The following is a 13,704-nucleotide window of genomic DNA, read 5'->3' on the forward strand; positions in this document are numbered from 1 at the left end:
AAGGCCGACATCCAGATCGCGGACATGGATCGCGGCCACTATGCCGACTACGGCCTGACGCTTGCCCGCCATCCGTCCGAGACCGACGAGCGGATGATGGTGCGGCTGCTGGCCTTCGCGCTGTTCGCCGATCCGGCGCTGGGCTTCGGCAAGGGCTTGTGCGTGGACGACGAGCCGGACCTGTGGCGCAAGGACCTGACCGGCGCGATCGAGTGCTGGATCGACGTCGGCCAGCCCGACGAGAAATGGGTGCGCAAGGCCTGCGGACGGGCGGACGAGGTGATCGTGCTCGCCTACGGCCGCGCGCTGGACGTATGGTGGAACGGCGTGCGCGAGAAACTGGCGCGCCAGCCTTCGCTGCAGGTCATCGAGCTGGCACGCGAGGCGAGCGGCGAACTGGCGAAACTGGCCGAGCGCACGATGCGCCTGCAGTTCAGCATCCAGGACGGCCACGTCTGGGTGACCAACGGTCGCGATAGTGTGTCCATCGAACCCCGCTTCCTGCTGGGCGGCGGCCAGGCCTGACCGGCGTGCCGATGCGCGGCGGATGAATTCCCCGCGTACGCCTTTTGCAGCATGCGCGGGTGAAGAACGCCGGGCAGGGTGCTGCCGATCCTGCGCGGCCGAATACCCGCGGCAGGCGCGCTTCAGCCAAGGGCCTGGAGAAAGCGCTTGATTTCGGCCGCCGCCGCGTCCGGTGTCTCCTGCATGAAGCAGTGCCCGCCCGGCACCAGTTGCTCGCGTATTGCCGGGTTGCCCGCGCACCAGCGCGCGATGCTCTTGGCGGCGAAAGGGTAGCTGCGATCGCCGCGCAACACCAGCGTGGGGGTACGTACCCGTGCCAGCGAGGACCACAGGCGGCGGGGATAGGAGCCGAAGATCTCGGCTTCGCGGCTGGGCCGGCACTTGAGTTCGACGCCGCCTGCCGGACTTTCACGCAGGGCGTGGTCGACGTAGGCTTGCAGCGCGTCCTCGTGCCAGCCGCGGAACATGCCGCGCTCCTGCAGCCCGAGGTAGGCGGCGGTGCGGTCCGGCCAGTGGTGGCGGCGCTTGCGTGCGCGGCTGGCGAGCGTGTTGCGCGACAGCAGGCCGACGACGTCGGACAGTGCCATCAGGCCGATCATCGCCGGCGGGAACAGCACCGGATCGAGCAGCACTGCACCACGCGCGAACAGATCCGGCTCGCGGGCCAGCATCAGGCAACTGATGACACTGCCGAAGCTGTGGCCGACGGCGTAGGCCGGCACATCGCCGAACTGTGCCAACTGCGCCCGCCAGGCCTCGGCGGCGAATTCCGCGGTCCGGTTCCAGCCGTGGAAACGGCCGCCCTGGTCGCTGTCGCCATGACCCTGGATGTCGGACAGGAAGAGATCGAAGTCTTCCGCCAGGCGCTCCAGCATCGGCGCATAGGTCAGCCCGCAATAGCCGTTGCCGTGCAGGAAGTGGATCACCGGGCGGCCGGAGGGCGGGCTGTGTTGCCCGCGCAGGGTGAATCCGGCCGTGGTGGTGTGATGCCAGGGCTGCAGCTTCATGCTTGGTCCAGCGTTCATGTCGGGTAGGCGGCACGGCTGCTGAGCGCCTCAGTGGCCCGGGCGTCGATGCGGAGCAGGGTGTCCGGGCCGAGTGCCGCCAGTGGTTCAGCTTTCCCTGCGTTTGCGGGGCTTGCCCGCGCCGTGCGAGGCTGGGCGCGGCGTGTCGGCGGGGCGACTGAAGTTGCGGTGGTGGCCACCGGCGTCCGGGCGCGACGGACCATGGTCTTGCCGCTGCTGGCCGTCCGACGAGCGCTCGCGTGCCTTCCAGTCGCCTTTCGGGTAGCCGCCTGTCGGTCTGGATTCGCGGCGCTCGAAGCCGCCTGGTTTGCGCTCCTGTTTGTTGTCGCGCCAACCGCCGTCGTCGCGCGGCGGGCGGCGGCGTTCCGGCGTGGCGGCGGCTTCGGCCGCCGACAGCGCACGGATATTCAATTGCATCTGCCGCACGCGGGTGCGCTTCAGGGTGTCCATCAGCTCGGCCGGCAGGTTGGCCGGCAGCTCGACGGTGGAGAAATCGTCGAACAGATGGATCTGGCCGATGAAGCGGCCTTCGATGCCGCCTTCGTTGGCGATCGCGCCGACGATCTCCTTCGGGCTGGCGCCCTGGTTGCGGCCGACTTCGATGCGATAGCGCACCAGTGCGCCGTCGGCGAAGGCACGGCGGCGGGCAAGGATCTCGTCGCGGTTGGGGCGGGGCGTGCGTTCGCGCGGCGCGCCGGTGGTGAAATGCTCGTCGCGCGGCGGCCGGCCGCCGCTGCCCGGCTGGGCGGTGGCCAGATCCCAGCCGCGGCCGGCCTGCTCGATCAGCAGCGGCCGATCGCGCTGGGCGAGATAGGCGAGCGCGGCGGCGATCTCATGCACGTCCAGCTCGTTCTCGTCGGCGAGGTTGTTGACCACGTCCATGTAGAAACCCAGTTCCTGCTCCGCGGCCGTCTCGACCACCGTGCGCTTGAACTGCGCCACGCGCAGGTTGGTCACTTCCTCGCTGCTCGGCAGCGCGATCGGCGTGATCGGCTGGCGGGTGGCGCGCTCGATCATCTTCAGCATGCGCGTCTCGCGCGGCGCGACGAACAGGATCGCGACGCCTTCGCGGCCGGCGCGGCCGGTGCGGCCGATCCGATGCACATAGGCCTCGGTGTCGTAGGGAATGTCGTAGTTGATGACGTGGCTGACGCGCGGCACGTCGATGCCGCGCGCGGCGACGTCGGTGGCGATGACGATGTCGAGCGCGCCGCTCTTCAGCTGCTCGATCACGCGCTCGCGCAGGCCCTGGGTCATGTCGCCGTTCAGCGCTGCCGCTGCATAGCCGCGTGCGGCGAGCTTGTCGGCGAGTTCCTCGGTGGCGATCTTGGTGCGCACGAAGACGATTGCGGCATCGAAGCTTTCCTCGGCGTCGAGGATGCGGGTCAACGCGTCGAGTTTGTCGACGCCGCGCACCAGCCAGTAGCGCTGGCTGATCTTCGCCACCGTGGCGGTGGCGGCGCGGATCCTGATTTCTTCGGGCTCGCGCAGATGGCGGCGGGCGACGTCGCGGATCGCGTGCGGCATCGTCGCCGAGAACAGCGCGGTCTGGCGTTCTGCCGGCGTGTGCTCGAGAATCCATTCGACGTCGTCGATGAAGCCCATGCGCAGCATTTCGTCGGCTTCGTCGAGCACGATCGCCTTCAGCGCGTCGAGCTTCAGGCTCTCGCGCTCGAGGTGGTCCATGACGCGGCCGGGCGTGCCGACGATGACCTGGGCGCCGCGCGACAGCTGGCGCAGCTGCACCACCATGCTCTGGCCGCCGTAGATCGGCAGCACATGGAAGTTCTTCAGGTGGTGCGCATATTTGGCGAAGGCTTCGGCGACCTGGATGGCCAGTTCGCGGGTCGGTGTCAGCACCAGCACCTGCGGCCGGCTGTCGGCCAGATCGAGACGGGCCAGCATCGGCAGCGCGAAGGCGGCGGTCTTGCCGGTGCCGGTCTGGGCTTCACCGAGGATGTCGCGCCCGGCCAGCAGTTGCGGAATGCAGGCGGCCTGGATCGGCGAGGGTGTTTCGTAGCCGACTTCGGCCAGCGCGGAGAGGATGGGCGCGGGAAGGTCGAGATCGGTGAAGCGCAGCGTCTCCCGCGAGGCGGGCTCGTGGCTGGGAGATTCGTTGGGAACGGTGTCGGTCATGGCAGTCGAGCCGCGTTGGCGGCAATGGGCAGCGATGCTGCGAAGTCGCGATTATCGGCGAATCCGGCGCAGCAAACGAGTGAGGCGGCGTAAAGGGGTGTGAAGCGGGGGTATACGGGGGAGCGGGGCGCGACAGGCGGCCGTGCTTGCCGCGACCTCCTGGTGCAGCGCCTGGAGGGTGTTGGTGCCTTGCAGCAGAAAAGCAAAAAACGCGGCGCAAGGCCGCGTTTCGTCTTGAATCGATCGACGTCGCCGACGTCGAAGCGATTACAGCGGGCGGATGTTGGCCGCCTGCAGGCCCTTCGGGCCGGTCTTGACTTCGAATTCGACGCGCTGGTTTTCAGCCAGGCTCTTGAAACCCTTGCTCTGGATTTCGGAGAAGTGGGCGAACAGGTCGTCGCCGCCGTTTTCCGGGGTGATGAAGCCGAAGCCCTTGGCGTCGTTGAACCACTTGACGGTACCGGTTTGAGTGCTCATTTGCGTTCCATATAAAAAATGACTGGGCATGCGCCCCAAAATGCAGGAACGATCAAGAAACGTAATCCAGAGGAATCAGACCGGCACGCGTTCTTGTAGAACACGCTGGACAACCACCAGAACAACCACTGCTTGAATCGACTGCGAGCCGCACGATACACCGTTTCCGGGGCATGGGGAATTTATTTTGCGTGCCGGGCGAAAAAAATTTCTGCCGGAGAGGGCGCGCGGAGAACGGGCAGGTGGCGCCTGAAATTGTTGTGCATTGCATCATGCAGGGCGCGGTGCGCCAGCCGGGAAAGAAGGTGTAAAGCGGCGGGGCGATGGGATAATGCGCGCACCCGAAAAAACGGCGATGAGCTAAAGCATGTCAATCCAGTGGTTTCCCGGTCACATGGCGTCGGCGCGGAAGAAGGCGGCCGAGGCCATGGCGGCCATCGACGTCGTCATCGAAGTGACCGATGCGCGCCTGCCCGAGGCCAGCAGCAATCCGATGATTTCCGAGCTGCGGCGCTTCCGCAACCGTCCCTGCCTGAAGCTGCTGAACAAGGCCGACCTGGCCGATCCGGCGGTGACCCGGGTCTGGATGGACTTCTACAATCGCCAGCCGGGCGTCAAGGCGGTTGCGGTTTCGGCCAGGAATGCGTCCGATGCCGCGCGCGTGCCGGCCCTGTGCCGCCAGCTCGCGCCGCATCGCGACGACGGCACCAAGCCGCTGCGGATGATGATCATGGGCATTCCCAACGTCGGCAAATCGACGCTGATGAATGCGCTGCTGAAGCGCAAGGTGGCCAAGGTCGGCGACGAGCCGGCGGTGACCAAGCACCAGCAGACGCTGGACCTGGGGCCGGGCATGACGCTGACCGACACGCCGGGAATGATGTGGCCCAAGATCGACTACGACCCGGATGGCTACATGCTGGCGGCCAGCCATGCGATCGGCCGCAATGCCGTCATCGACGAAGAGGTCGCGGCCTTCCTCGGCAGCATCCTGCTGGAGCGTTATCCGGCGCTGCTGGCGGCCCGCTACCGTATCGATCCGTCGTCGCTGGATGCACAGGCGCTGGTGGAGGCGATCGGGCGCAGGCGGGGCTGCCTGGTCAAGGGCGGCGGGCTGGATCTGGAAAAGGCCTCGCTGATCCTGCTGCAGGATTACCGCGATGGCGTGATCGGCCGCATCAGCCTGGAAACGCCGGAGTCGCGGGCGGCGATGATCGCGCGGATCGAGACCGAGCGCGCCGAGGCTGCTGCCGGCGATGGCCAGGCGGATGACGGCGAGGAATAAGACCTGAAACACCTGCGGGTCCCGGATGCGGCCCGCAGGACTGCGCTCAGCCTCCGGCCGCGATCTCGACCCAGCGCAGCCACTGGCCGCAGGCATTGCGCGGCCCGCGCAGGCTGCCGTGCCAAGGAGGTGCCGCGGCTGTCCTCGGGGTCGATGCGGACCGTGCTGCCGTCTTCCGCCAGCGTGCGCTTGCCGCCCCAGCGGTTGCAGGTGGGGCAGCGGCGAAGCTCTGCAATCGGAGAAATGCTCGTCGGCCGCATGGCTGAGGTGGATCCGGGCAGGATGCGTTCGGCCGGGCGATGATGCGCGAGCCGTCCGCATCGCGGCTGTCGGGGCGCCGGAGGGGCTTTGCTATCATTCGGCGATGAAAAGTTCTCGTTCCCGTTTCCTGGATATCCGTGGCCTGCGCCTGCATCTGCGCGAGTGGGGCAGGGAAGGCGCGCCCCGGCTTTACCTGCTGCACGGCTGGATGGATGCGTCGGCATCGTTCCAGTTCATGGTCGATGCGCTGGCCGGCGACTGGCATGTGGTCGCACCCGACTGGCGCGGTTTCGGCCTCAGCGCCTGGAGCCATGCCGACGGCTACTGGTATCCGGATTACTTTGCCGACCTCGATGCGATCCTGCGCGCGGTCGAAGGGGAGGATGCGGCGCCGGTGCGTCTCGTCGGCCACAGCATGGGCGGCAATGTCGCGCTGATGTATGCCGGCATCCGCCCGGCACGGGTCGGCCGCGTCGTCGCGCTCGATGCCTTCGGCCTGCCGGACCGTCCGGCCGGCGAGGCGCCCGGACGCTATCAGAAGTGGCTGCGGGAACTGACCGAAGTGCCGCGGCCGCGGATCTACCCCAGCCTCGACGCGCTGGCCGAGCGCCTGCGGCGGGACAATCCGCGCCTCGACGCGGCGCGCGCGGGCTGGCTGGCGGAAACGCTGGCGCAGCCCGACGACGGTGATGGCGGCAGGGGCTGGCGGATTGCCGGCGACCCCTTGCATCGCCGGGTCAATCCGGTGCTCTACCGCCGTGCCGAGGCCGAGGCCTGCTGGCGGCGGGTGACGGCACCGGTGCTGGCGATCGAGCCCGCCAATGCCGACTTGCGCGAGCGTATCGGCGTCAGCGACGAGGACCACGCGGCGGCCTTCGCATGCTTCGCATCGATCGAGGTGCGCAGCATCGATGATGCCGGCCACAATCTGCACCACGACCAGCCGCAGCGGATCGCGGAGATCGTCGAAGCGTTTTTCCTGTCCGATGGACAATGACGCTTCTTTCCGGAGCCTTCAGATGAAATTCGCCGACCTGCATGCACTCAATGCCGACCTCCATTGCCATTCCACCGTGTCCGACGGCTGGCTGGAGCCTGCCGACGTGGTTGCGCGGGCGAAGGCGAACGGCGTCGAACTGCTGGCACTGACCGACCATGACGAACTCGGCGGGCTCGGCATCGCCGCCGCGGCGGCGGCCGGCCTGGGACTGCGTTTCGTTCCGGGGGTGGAAATCTCGGTGTCCTTCGCCGATGAGACGATCCACATCGTCGGCCTCGGCATCGACCCGCAGGAGCCCGGCATCATTGCCGGCCTGCAGCAGATCCGCTCGGGGCGCGATGCGCGCGCCGCGCGCATCGGCGAAGCGCTGGCCGAAGCCGGCATCCGCGGCGCACTCGAAGGCGCGCGCCGCTTCGCGCGCAACCCGGCGCTGGTCAGCCGGGCCCATTTCGCCCGCCATCTGGTCGCCAGTGGCGTGATGCCGGACGTCAGGACGGTGTTCGACCATTACCTGGTGCGCGGCAAGCCCGGCTTCGTCGACCACGAGTGGGCCTCGCTCGAGGATGCGGTGGGCTGGATCCGCGGCGCCGGCGGCACCGCCGTCGTCGCCCATCCTGCGCGCTACCGGCTGTCCAATGCCGGCATGGAACGCCTGCTCGACCGCTTCGTGGCTGCCGGCGGCGAGGCGATCGAAGTCGTGTCCGGCGCCCACTCCGAGGATGAGATGCGCCGTTTCGCCACCGTCGCCCGCCGCCGCGGGCTGCTCGCCTCGCGCGCATCCGACTTCCACGGCGAAAACGAAAGTCCGGTCGACCTTGGCCGCTGCAACCCCCTTCCGCCCGACCTCACGCCGGTGTGGTCGCGCTTCATTTGAGAAAAAACGACGATCATGGCCCAGTTCTTTTCCCTCCACCCCGAGCAGCCCCAGCCGCGCCTGATCCGCCAGGCGGCGGAAATCATCCGCGGCGGCGGGCTGGTCGTGCTGCCGACGGATTCGGCCTACGCGCTGGCGTGTACGGTCGGCGATGCCGGCCTGCTCGAGCGTATCCGCAAGATTCGCGGCGTCGACGAACGGCATCACTTCACCCTGATGTGCCGCGACCTGTCCGAGATCGCCACCTACGCCCGGGTCGACAACAGCCAGTACCGTCTGCTCAAGGCGACCACGCCGGGGGCCTACACTTTCATTCTCGAAGGCACCAAGGAGCTGCCGCGCCGGGTGCTGCATCCCCGGCGCAAGACCATCGGCCTGCGCATTCCCGAGCACGCGGTGGTGTCGGCGCTGCTGGCCGAACTGGACGGCCCGATGCTGACTTCGACCTTGCTGCTGCCCGATGAGGATCTGCCGCTGACCGATGCCGAGGAGATCCGCGACCGCCTCGGCAAGCAGGTCGATCTGGTGATCGAGGCTGGCTATTGCGGTCCGGCAGCGACGACGGTGATCGATCTGACCACCGGCACGCCGCAACTGGTGCGCGCCGGCTGCGGCGCGCTCGAACCCTTCGGCCTGGAGGCGGACTGAGAAGGCGGCTGCAGCCGTGGTTCGCAGTGGCCTCGGCCGTGGGCTGCCGTGGGCGCATGTGCGCTCTGCTAGAATGCACGCTTTACTGCCGACGCTTCCATGGATTCTCTGATTTCGACGCTGGCGATCTGGGCGCTGCCCGTGGTGCTCGCCATCACCCTGCATGAGGCGGCGCACGGCTATGTCGCCCGCCATTTCGGCGATCCCACTGCCGATCTGGCCGGCCGCATCACGCTCAACCCCTTGCGCCACATCGATCCGGTGGGCACGATCCTGGTGCCGGCGGGCATCCTGGCGCTGAGTTCGCTGGCCGGCATCGGCGGCATCCTGTTCGGCTGGGCCAAGCCGGTGCCGGTCAATTTCGGCCGTCTGCGCAACCCGAAGGCGGACATGCTGTGGGTGGCCGCGGCCGGGCCGTTCATGAATCTGCTGATGGCGCTGGGCTGGGCGATCCTGTTCCGCATCGCGATGGCCGGTGAGCCGGGTGATTACACCTTGCCGATGATGAAGATGGCCGACGCCGGCATGCAGATCAACGCGGTGCTGATGGTATTGAACCTGTTGCCGATCCCGCCGCTGGACGGCGGCCGGATCGCCGTCAGCTTGCTGCCGAATCGCCTCGCCTGGGGCTTCGCCCGGCTCGAGCCTTATGGGTTTCCAATTCTGCTGGTGCTGTTGTTCACCGGTGTGCTGGGCACCATCCTGTGGCCGCTGATCGCGGGTTTCCGCTACCTGCTCGGCGTGATCGTGGGCATCTGACGCATATGTGCCGATGAACCTGTCGCTGGAACTGGCGCCGGTCGAGGAGCCCGGAGTGCTGGAGCACGTGGCGCGCATTTATGGCGAACCGCTGCTCGAACTGCCGAAAGACCTGTATATTCCGCCCGATGCGCTGGAAGTCTTCCTCGACGCTTTCGAGGGGCCGCTCGATCTGCTGCTGTACCTGATCCGCAAGGCCAACCTCGACGTCCTCGACATTCCGATGGCGCCGTTGACGGCGCAGTACCTCGAATACGTCGATGCGATGCGGGCGAGCAACCTGGAGCTGGCTGCCGAATATCTGCTGATGGCGGCGATGCTGCTCGAGATCAAGTCGCGCATGCTGCTGCCGCGGCCGCCGCGCGAGCATGCGGAAGAGGAAGATCCGCGCGCCGAACTGGTACGCCGCCTGCTGGAGTACGAACGCATGAAGCTGGCCGCGGCGCGGCTCGACACGCTGCCGCGTGCCGAGCGCGATTTCGAGTGGGTCGGCGTCTTCGTCGCCGAAAAGGTCGTCGAACGCCAGCCCGAAGTCAGCCTGCACGATCTGCAGCTTGCCTGGCTGCGGATCATGAAGAATGCGCGCCTGACCCAGCACCATCGTGTCGGGCGCGAGCAGCTTTCGGTGCGGGAGCACATGACCGGCATCCTGCGCAAGCTGGGCGGTGGCGGTTTCGTCGTTTTCGACGCCTTGTTCGATGTGAAGCTCGGCACGGCGGGCCTGGTCGTGAGCTTTCTCGCCGTGCTCGAGCTGGTGAAGGAAAAACTGGTGGAAGTGAGCCAGAACGAGGCCTTTGCGCCGATCTACGTGAAATTGGCCGATGCAGCCGGCGACGACGCCTGAAGCCTGGTCGCGCGTCATCGAGGCCGCGTTGTTCGCCGCGCCGGCGCCGCTGCCGGTGTCCGAACTGCGCCGCCTGTTCGACGAGGACCCGGGGCCGGAGCTGGTGCGCAAGCTGCTGGAAGAGCTGCGCGCCGAATGGGCGGCGGCCGAGCGCGGCATCGAGCTGGTGCAGCTCGCCAGCGGCTGGCGCTTCCAGACGCGCGCCGGCTACCAGGCTTATCTGGACCGCCTGAAGGAAGAAAAGCCGCCGCGCTACTCGCGCGCGGTCATGGAAACGCTGGCGATCATCGCCTACCGGCAGCCCGTCACGCGCGGCGACATCGAGGATGTGCGCGGCGTGGCGGTGTCGCCCAACATATTGAAGACTCTGGAATCGCGCGGCTGGATCGACATCGTCGGCCACCGCGACACGCCGGGCCGCCCGGCATTGTTCGCCACCACCCGGCGCTTTCTCGATGACATGGGCCTGCGCAGCCTCACCGAGCTGCCTGCGCTGACCGAAATCGAAAAAATCATGGACCTCGTCGATGCCTCGCAAACCGAACAGCCCGCTCCGCCCTCCGCAGAAGAAGTCTGACGCGATCGAGATCCTCGACCGTCCCCGCCGCGCGCCGCGCAAGGATGGGCGCGACGAGGACGCTCAGCCGCGCGACCCCAATGCCCATCTCAACGCCGATCCCCGTGGCCCGCGCGGGCAGGGCGGCCGGGGGGGCCAGGGCAGCGGCCGGCCGGGCGGCGGTGGTGACCCCGCACGCCGGCCGGATGCGCACAAGTCCGCGCTCGGCATGCCCGAGCGCGGCGACCGCGCGCCGCGCGCCCGGCCTCAGGGGCAGGGCGGCGGACGCAATGCGCCAATGACGCTGACCGAGCCCGAGCGCCTGCAGAAAGTGCTGGCCCAGGCCGGCGTGGCCTCGCGGCGGGAAATCGAGGAATGGGTGATCGCCGGCCGCATTTCGGTCAACGGCCTGCCGGCCGCGCTGGGCCAGAAGATCGGGCCGGGCGACCGCGTCAAGGTCAATGGCAAGCTGGTGCCGCTGCGCTTCACCCAGCGTTCGCCGAGGGTGCTGATCTACCACAAGCCGGAAGGCGAGATCGTCTCGCGCGACGATCCTGAAGGCCGTCCGACCGTGTTCGAGCGCCTGCCGCTGCTGCGCAAGGGCCGTTGGCTCGCCGTCGGCCGGCTGGACTTCAACACCTCGGGCCTGCTGCTGTTCACCAACGACGGCGATCTCGCCAACCGCCTGATGCATCCGCGCTACGAGCTGGAGCGCGAATACGCGGTGCGCCTGCTGGGCGAACTGACCGAGGAGCAGGCGAAGTCCTTGACCGAAGGCATCCAGCTCGCCGACGGCCCGGCGCGCTTCAACAGCCTGCGCGACGAGGGCGGCGAAGGCGCCAACCACTGGTACCGGGTGACGATCTCGGAAGGCCGCAACCGCGAGGTGCGGCGCATGTTCGAGGCAGTCGGCCTGACCGTCAGCCGCCTGATGCGGGTGCGCTACGGCACGGTGGAGCTGCCGACCCGCCTGAAGCGCGGCATGTGGATGGAGATGCCCGAAGCCGAGGCCTGTCGGCTCGCCGGCCTGCCGGAGCCGCAGCGCCAGGTGCAGAAAGGCGAACGGGCGAAACGTCCGCCGAAGATGCATCGGACCACGCCCGTGGCGCGCTGATCTTCAAGTTCCTGCGTCACCATGGCTGACGGCCGGGCCGGATTGCTGCGTTGCGGCAGTTTGCCCGGCTATCGGTTTTGAGGCTATACTCTCAAGGCTTTGATGGATGGCTTTCGTCCGCTCGCATCTTTGGGCGCACGGGAGCAGTCCTGCGGTTGTGATCAGCGGCGTGTTCCGGACAGGGGCGATGGGTTGATGGGCGTTAGGCCCATTTTTTATTTGTGCGCGGCAATCGTGTGCGCGGCGGAAGACAGGTATGCGAGCAGGAATCGAGAATCTGATCGAACAGGTGGTGACCGGCCTCGGCTATGAACTCGTGGACATCGAGTTTTCGCCGCGCGGGCGTCTGTTGCGCGTCTTCCTCGACATCGAGCGCGGCATCACCGTCGATGATTGCGCCACGGTGAGCAACCAGCTCCAGCGCGTGTTCGAGGTCGAGAACATCGACTACGACCGCCTCGAAGTGTCGTCGCCCGGCCTGGATCGTCCGCTGAAGAAGCTGGCCGATTTCGAGCGCTTCGCCGGCCAGGAAGCGCAGGTCCGGTTGTCGCTGCCGATCGGCAACCAACGTAATTTTGCCGGCGTGCTCGGCGGTGTGCGCGATGGCGCCGTGGTGCTCACGACCGAGAAGGGCGAGCAGTCGCTGCCTTTCGAGGACATCGAGAAAGCACGCCTTGTACCCAAATTCTGAGACTGTGGATGTGGAGGTTTTCCTGAAATGAGCCGCGAGATCCTGCTGCTTGTTGATGCATTGGCGCGTGAGAAGAACGTCGCCAAGGACATCGTTTTCGCCGCGCTGGAGTCCGCGCTGGCCTCCGCAACCAAGAAGCGCATCCATGACGACGCCGACGTGGCGGTGTCGATCGACCGCGAGACGGGCGACTACACCTCGTGCCGCCGCTGGGTGGTCATGCTCGACGAGGAAGTCACCAACGACGAAGCCGAGATGGGCATCATCGATGCGCGCGACATCCGCGCCGACGTGCAGCTCGGCGAATACATCGAGGAAGAACTCGAACCGATCGACTTCGGCCGCATCGGCGCACAGGCTGCCAAGCAGGTCATCCTGCAGAAGATCCGCGACGCCGAGCGCGAGCAGGTGCTGAACGACTTTCTCGAACGCAAGGAATTCCTCGTCTCCGGCGCGATCAAGCGCATGGAGCGCGGCAACGCCATCATCGAAGTCGGCCGCATGGAAGCCGTGCTGCCGCGCGACCAGCAGATCCCGCGCGAGAACCTGCGCGTCGGCGACCGCGTCAAGGCCTTCCTGCTGCGCATCGACCGCGGCGCCCGCGGCCCGCAGCTGATCCTGTCGCGCACCGCGCCCGAGTTCCTGATGAAACTGTTCGAACTCGAAGTCCCCGAGATCGAGGACGGCCTGCTCGAGATCAAGGCCTGCGCCCGCGACCCCGGCCTGCGCGCCAAGATCGCGGTCAAGTCGAACGACCCGCGCATCGACCCGATCGGCACCTGCGTCGGCCTGCGCGGCTCGCGCGTCACCGCGGTGCGCAACGAGATCGGCGGCGAGCAGATCGACATCATCGTGTGGGCCGCCGATCCGGCCCAGTTCGTCGTCGCCGCGCTGCAGCCGGCCGAAGTGGTGTCCATCGTCGTCGATGAGGAAGCCCACGCGATGGACGTGGTGGTCGACGAGAACAACCTCGCCATCGCCATCGGCCGCAACGGCCAGAACGTCAAGCTCGCTTCCGAGCTCACCGCCTGGACGATCAACCTGATGAGCGAGCAGGAGTCGGCCGAGAAGACCGCGCAGGAACAGCAGGGCCTGCGCGCGCTGTTCATGGAAAAACTGGATGTCGACGAGGAAATCGCCGACATCCTGATCGAGGAGGGGTTCTCCTCCCTGGAAGAAATCGCCTACGTGCCGCTGGCCGAGATGCTCGAGATCGAAGCCTTCGACGAAGAGACGGTCAACGAGCTGCGCAACCGCGCACGCAACGTGTTGCTGACCGAGGCGATCGTGACCGAAGAGCAGCTGGAGAACGTCTCCGACGATCTGCTCAATCTCGACGGCATGGAGAAATCCCTTGCCGCCAAACTGGCCCAGCAGGGTGTCCGCACCCGTGACGACCTCGCCGACCTCGCGGTCGACGAATTGGTCGAAATGGCCGGGATCGACGAAGAAAGAGCCAAGGCGCTGATTTCCGTTGCGCGCGCCCATTGGTTCCAGGAATGATGGGAG

The 13,704-nt window shown here is 67.2% G+C and carries 14 protein-coding genes; 11 read left to right on the forward strand and 3 right to left on the reverse strand.

Annotated elements, in window-relative coordinates; translation table 11 throughout:
• A partial coding sequence (locus tag TBU01S_RS16490; RefSeq protein WP_157659179.1) for a YaeQ family protein occupies positions 1–525 on the forward strand: 525 nt, incomplete at its 5' end.
• A gap of 122 nt (positions 526–647) precedes the next feature.
• On the opposite strand, the gene TBU01S_RS16495 is transcribed toward TBU01S_RS16490, so the two are convergent.
• The 3 genes from TBU01S_RS16495 to cspE all read right to left on the reverse strand — a co-directional run bounded on the left by TBU01S_RS16495 (position 648) and on the right by cspE (position 4,163).
• A complete protein-coding gene (locus tag TBU01S_RS16495; RefSeq protein WP_068638108.1) occupies positions 648–1,532 on the reverse strand; it encodes an alpha/beta fold hydrolase in 885 nt (294 codons plus the stop codon).
• 105 nt (positions 1,533–1,637) lie between these two features.
• Positions 1,638–3,686, reverse strand: coding sequence for a DEAD/DEAH box helicase (locus tag TBU01S_RS16500; protein WP_068638110.1), 2,049 nt, complete (start codon positions 3,684–3,686; stop codon positions 1,638–1,640).
• Positions 3,687–3,953: 267 nt separating this feature from the next.
• Positions 3,954–4,163, reverse strand: a complete 210-nt coding sequence (cspE, locus tag TBU01S_RS16505) for a transcription antiterminator/RNA stability regulator CspE (protein WP_004260632.1) — start codon at positions 4,161–4,163, stop codon at positions 3,954–3,956.
• A gap of 367 nt (positions 4,164–4,530) precedes the next feature.
• Here cspE and ylqF point away from each other — a divergent pair, with 367 nt between their 5' ends.
• The 10 genes from ylqF to nusA all read left to right on the forward strand — a co-directional run bounded on the left by ylqF (position 4,531) and on the right by nusA (position 13,698).
• Positions 4,531–5,448, forward strand: a complete 918-nt coding sequence (ylqF, locus tag TBU01S_RS16510; protein WP_068638112.1) for a ribosome biogenesis GTPase YlqF — start codon at positions 4,531–4,533, stop codon at positions 5,446–5,448.
• A 364-nt stretch (positions 5,449–5,812) separates the two neighbouring features.
• Complete coding sequence (locus TBU01S_RS16515) at positions 5,813–6,706, forward strand: alpha/beta fold hydrolase (protein WP_068638114.1); 894 nt, start codon at positions 5,813–5,815, stop codon at positions 6,704–6,706.
• 22 nt (positions 6,707–6,728) lie between these two features.
• On the forward strand, positions 6,729–7,583 hold the full coding sequence (locus tag TBU01S_RS16520) for a 3',5'-nucleoside bisphosphate phosphatase (RefSeq protein ID WP_068638121.1): 855 nt from the start codon (positions 6,729–6,731) through the stop codon (positions 7,581–7,583).
• Between the two features lie 15 nt (positions 7,584–7,598).
• On the forward strand, positions 7,599–8,231 hold the full coding sequence (locus tag TBU01S_RS16525; RefSeq protein WP_068638124.1) for an L-threonylcarbamoyladenylate synthase: 633 nt from the start codon (positions 7,599–7,601) through the stop codon (positions 8,229–8,231).
• Positions 8,232–8,330: 99 nt separating this feature from the next.
• Complete coding sequence (locus TBU01S_RS16530; protein WP_068638125.1) at positions 8,331–8,990, forward strand: site-2 protease family protein; 660 nt, start codon at positions 8,331–8,333, stop codon at positions 8,988–8,990.
• A gap of 13 nt (positions 8,991–9,003) precedes the next feature.
• Entirely contained in the window at positions 9,004–9,834 is an 831-nt protein-coding gene (locus tag TBU01S_RS16535) for a segregation and condensation protein A (RefSeq protein WP_068638129.1), read from the forward strand.
• Complete coding sequence (scpB, locus tag TBU01S_RS16540; protein ID WP_068638131.1) at positions 9,812–10,411, forward strand: SMC-Scp complex subunit ScpB; 600 nt, start codon at positions 9,812–9,814, stop codon at positions 10,409–10,411. Before TBU01S_RS16535 ends, scpB begins: the two co-directional genes overlap by 23 nt.
• Entirely contained in the window at positions 10,362–11,504 is a 1,143-nt protein-coding gene (gene rluB, locus TBU01S_RS16545; RefSeq protein ID WP_068638132.1) for a 23S rRNA pseudouridine(2605) synthase RluB, read from the forward strand. Before scpB ends, rluB begins: the two co-directional genes overlap by 50 nt.
• Before the next feature lie 256 nt (positions 11,505–11,760).
• Positions 11,761–12,195 carry a ribosome maturation factor RimP gene (gene rimP / locus TBU01S_RS16550; protein WP_068638137.1) on the forward strand — a complete coding sequence of 145 codons (435 nt, stop codon included), beginning with the start codon at positions 11,761–11,763 and terminating at the stop codon, positions 12,193–12,195.
• Positions 12,196–12,222: 27 nt separating this feature from the next.
• On the forward strand, positions 12,223–13,698 hold the full coding sequence (gene nusA, locus TBU01S_RS16555; RefSeq protein WP_068638140.1) for a transcription termination factor NusA: 1,476 nt from the start codon (positions 12,223–12,225) through the stop codon (positions 13,696–13,698).
• The last annotated feature ends 6 nt before the right edge of the window (positions 13,699–13,704 follow it).

It is taken from the genome of Thauera butanivorans NBRC 103042 (assembly GCF_001591165.1).
In the GTDB taxonomy this organism is placed as follows: Bacteria; Pseudomonadota; Gammaproteobacteria; order Burkholderiales; family Rhodocyclaceae; genus Thauera; species Thauera butanivorans.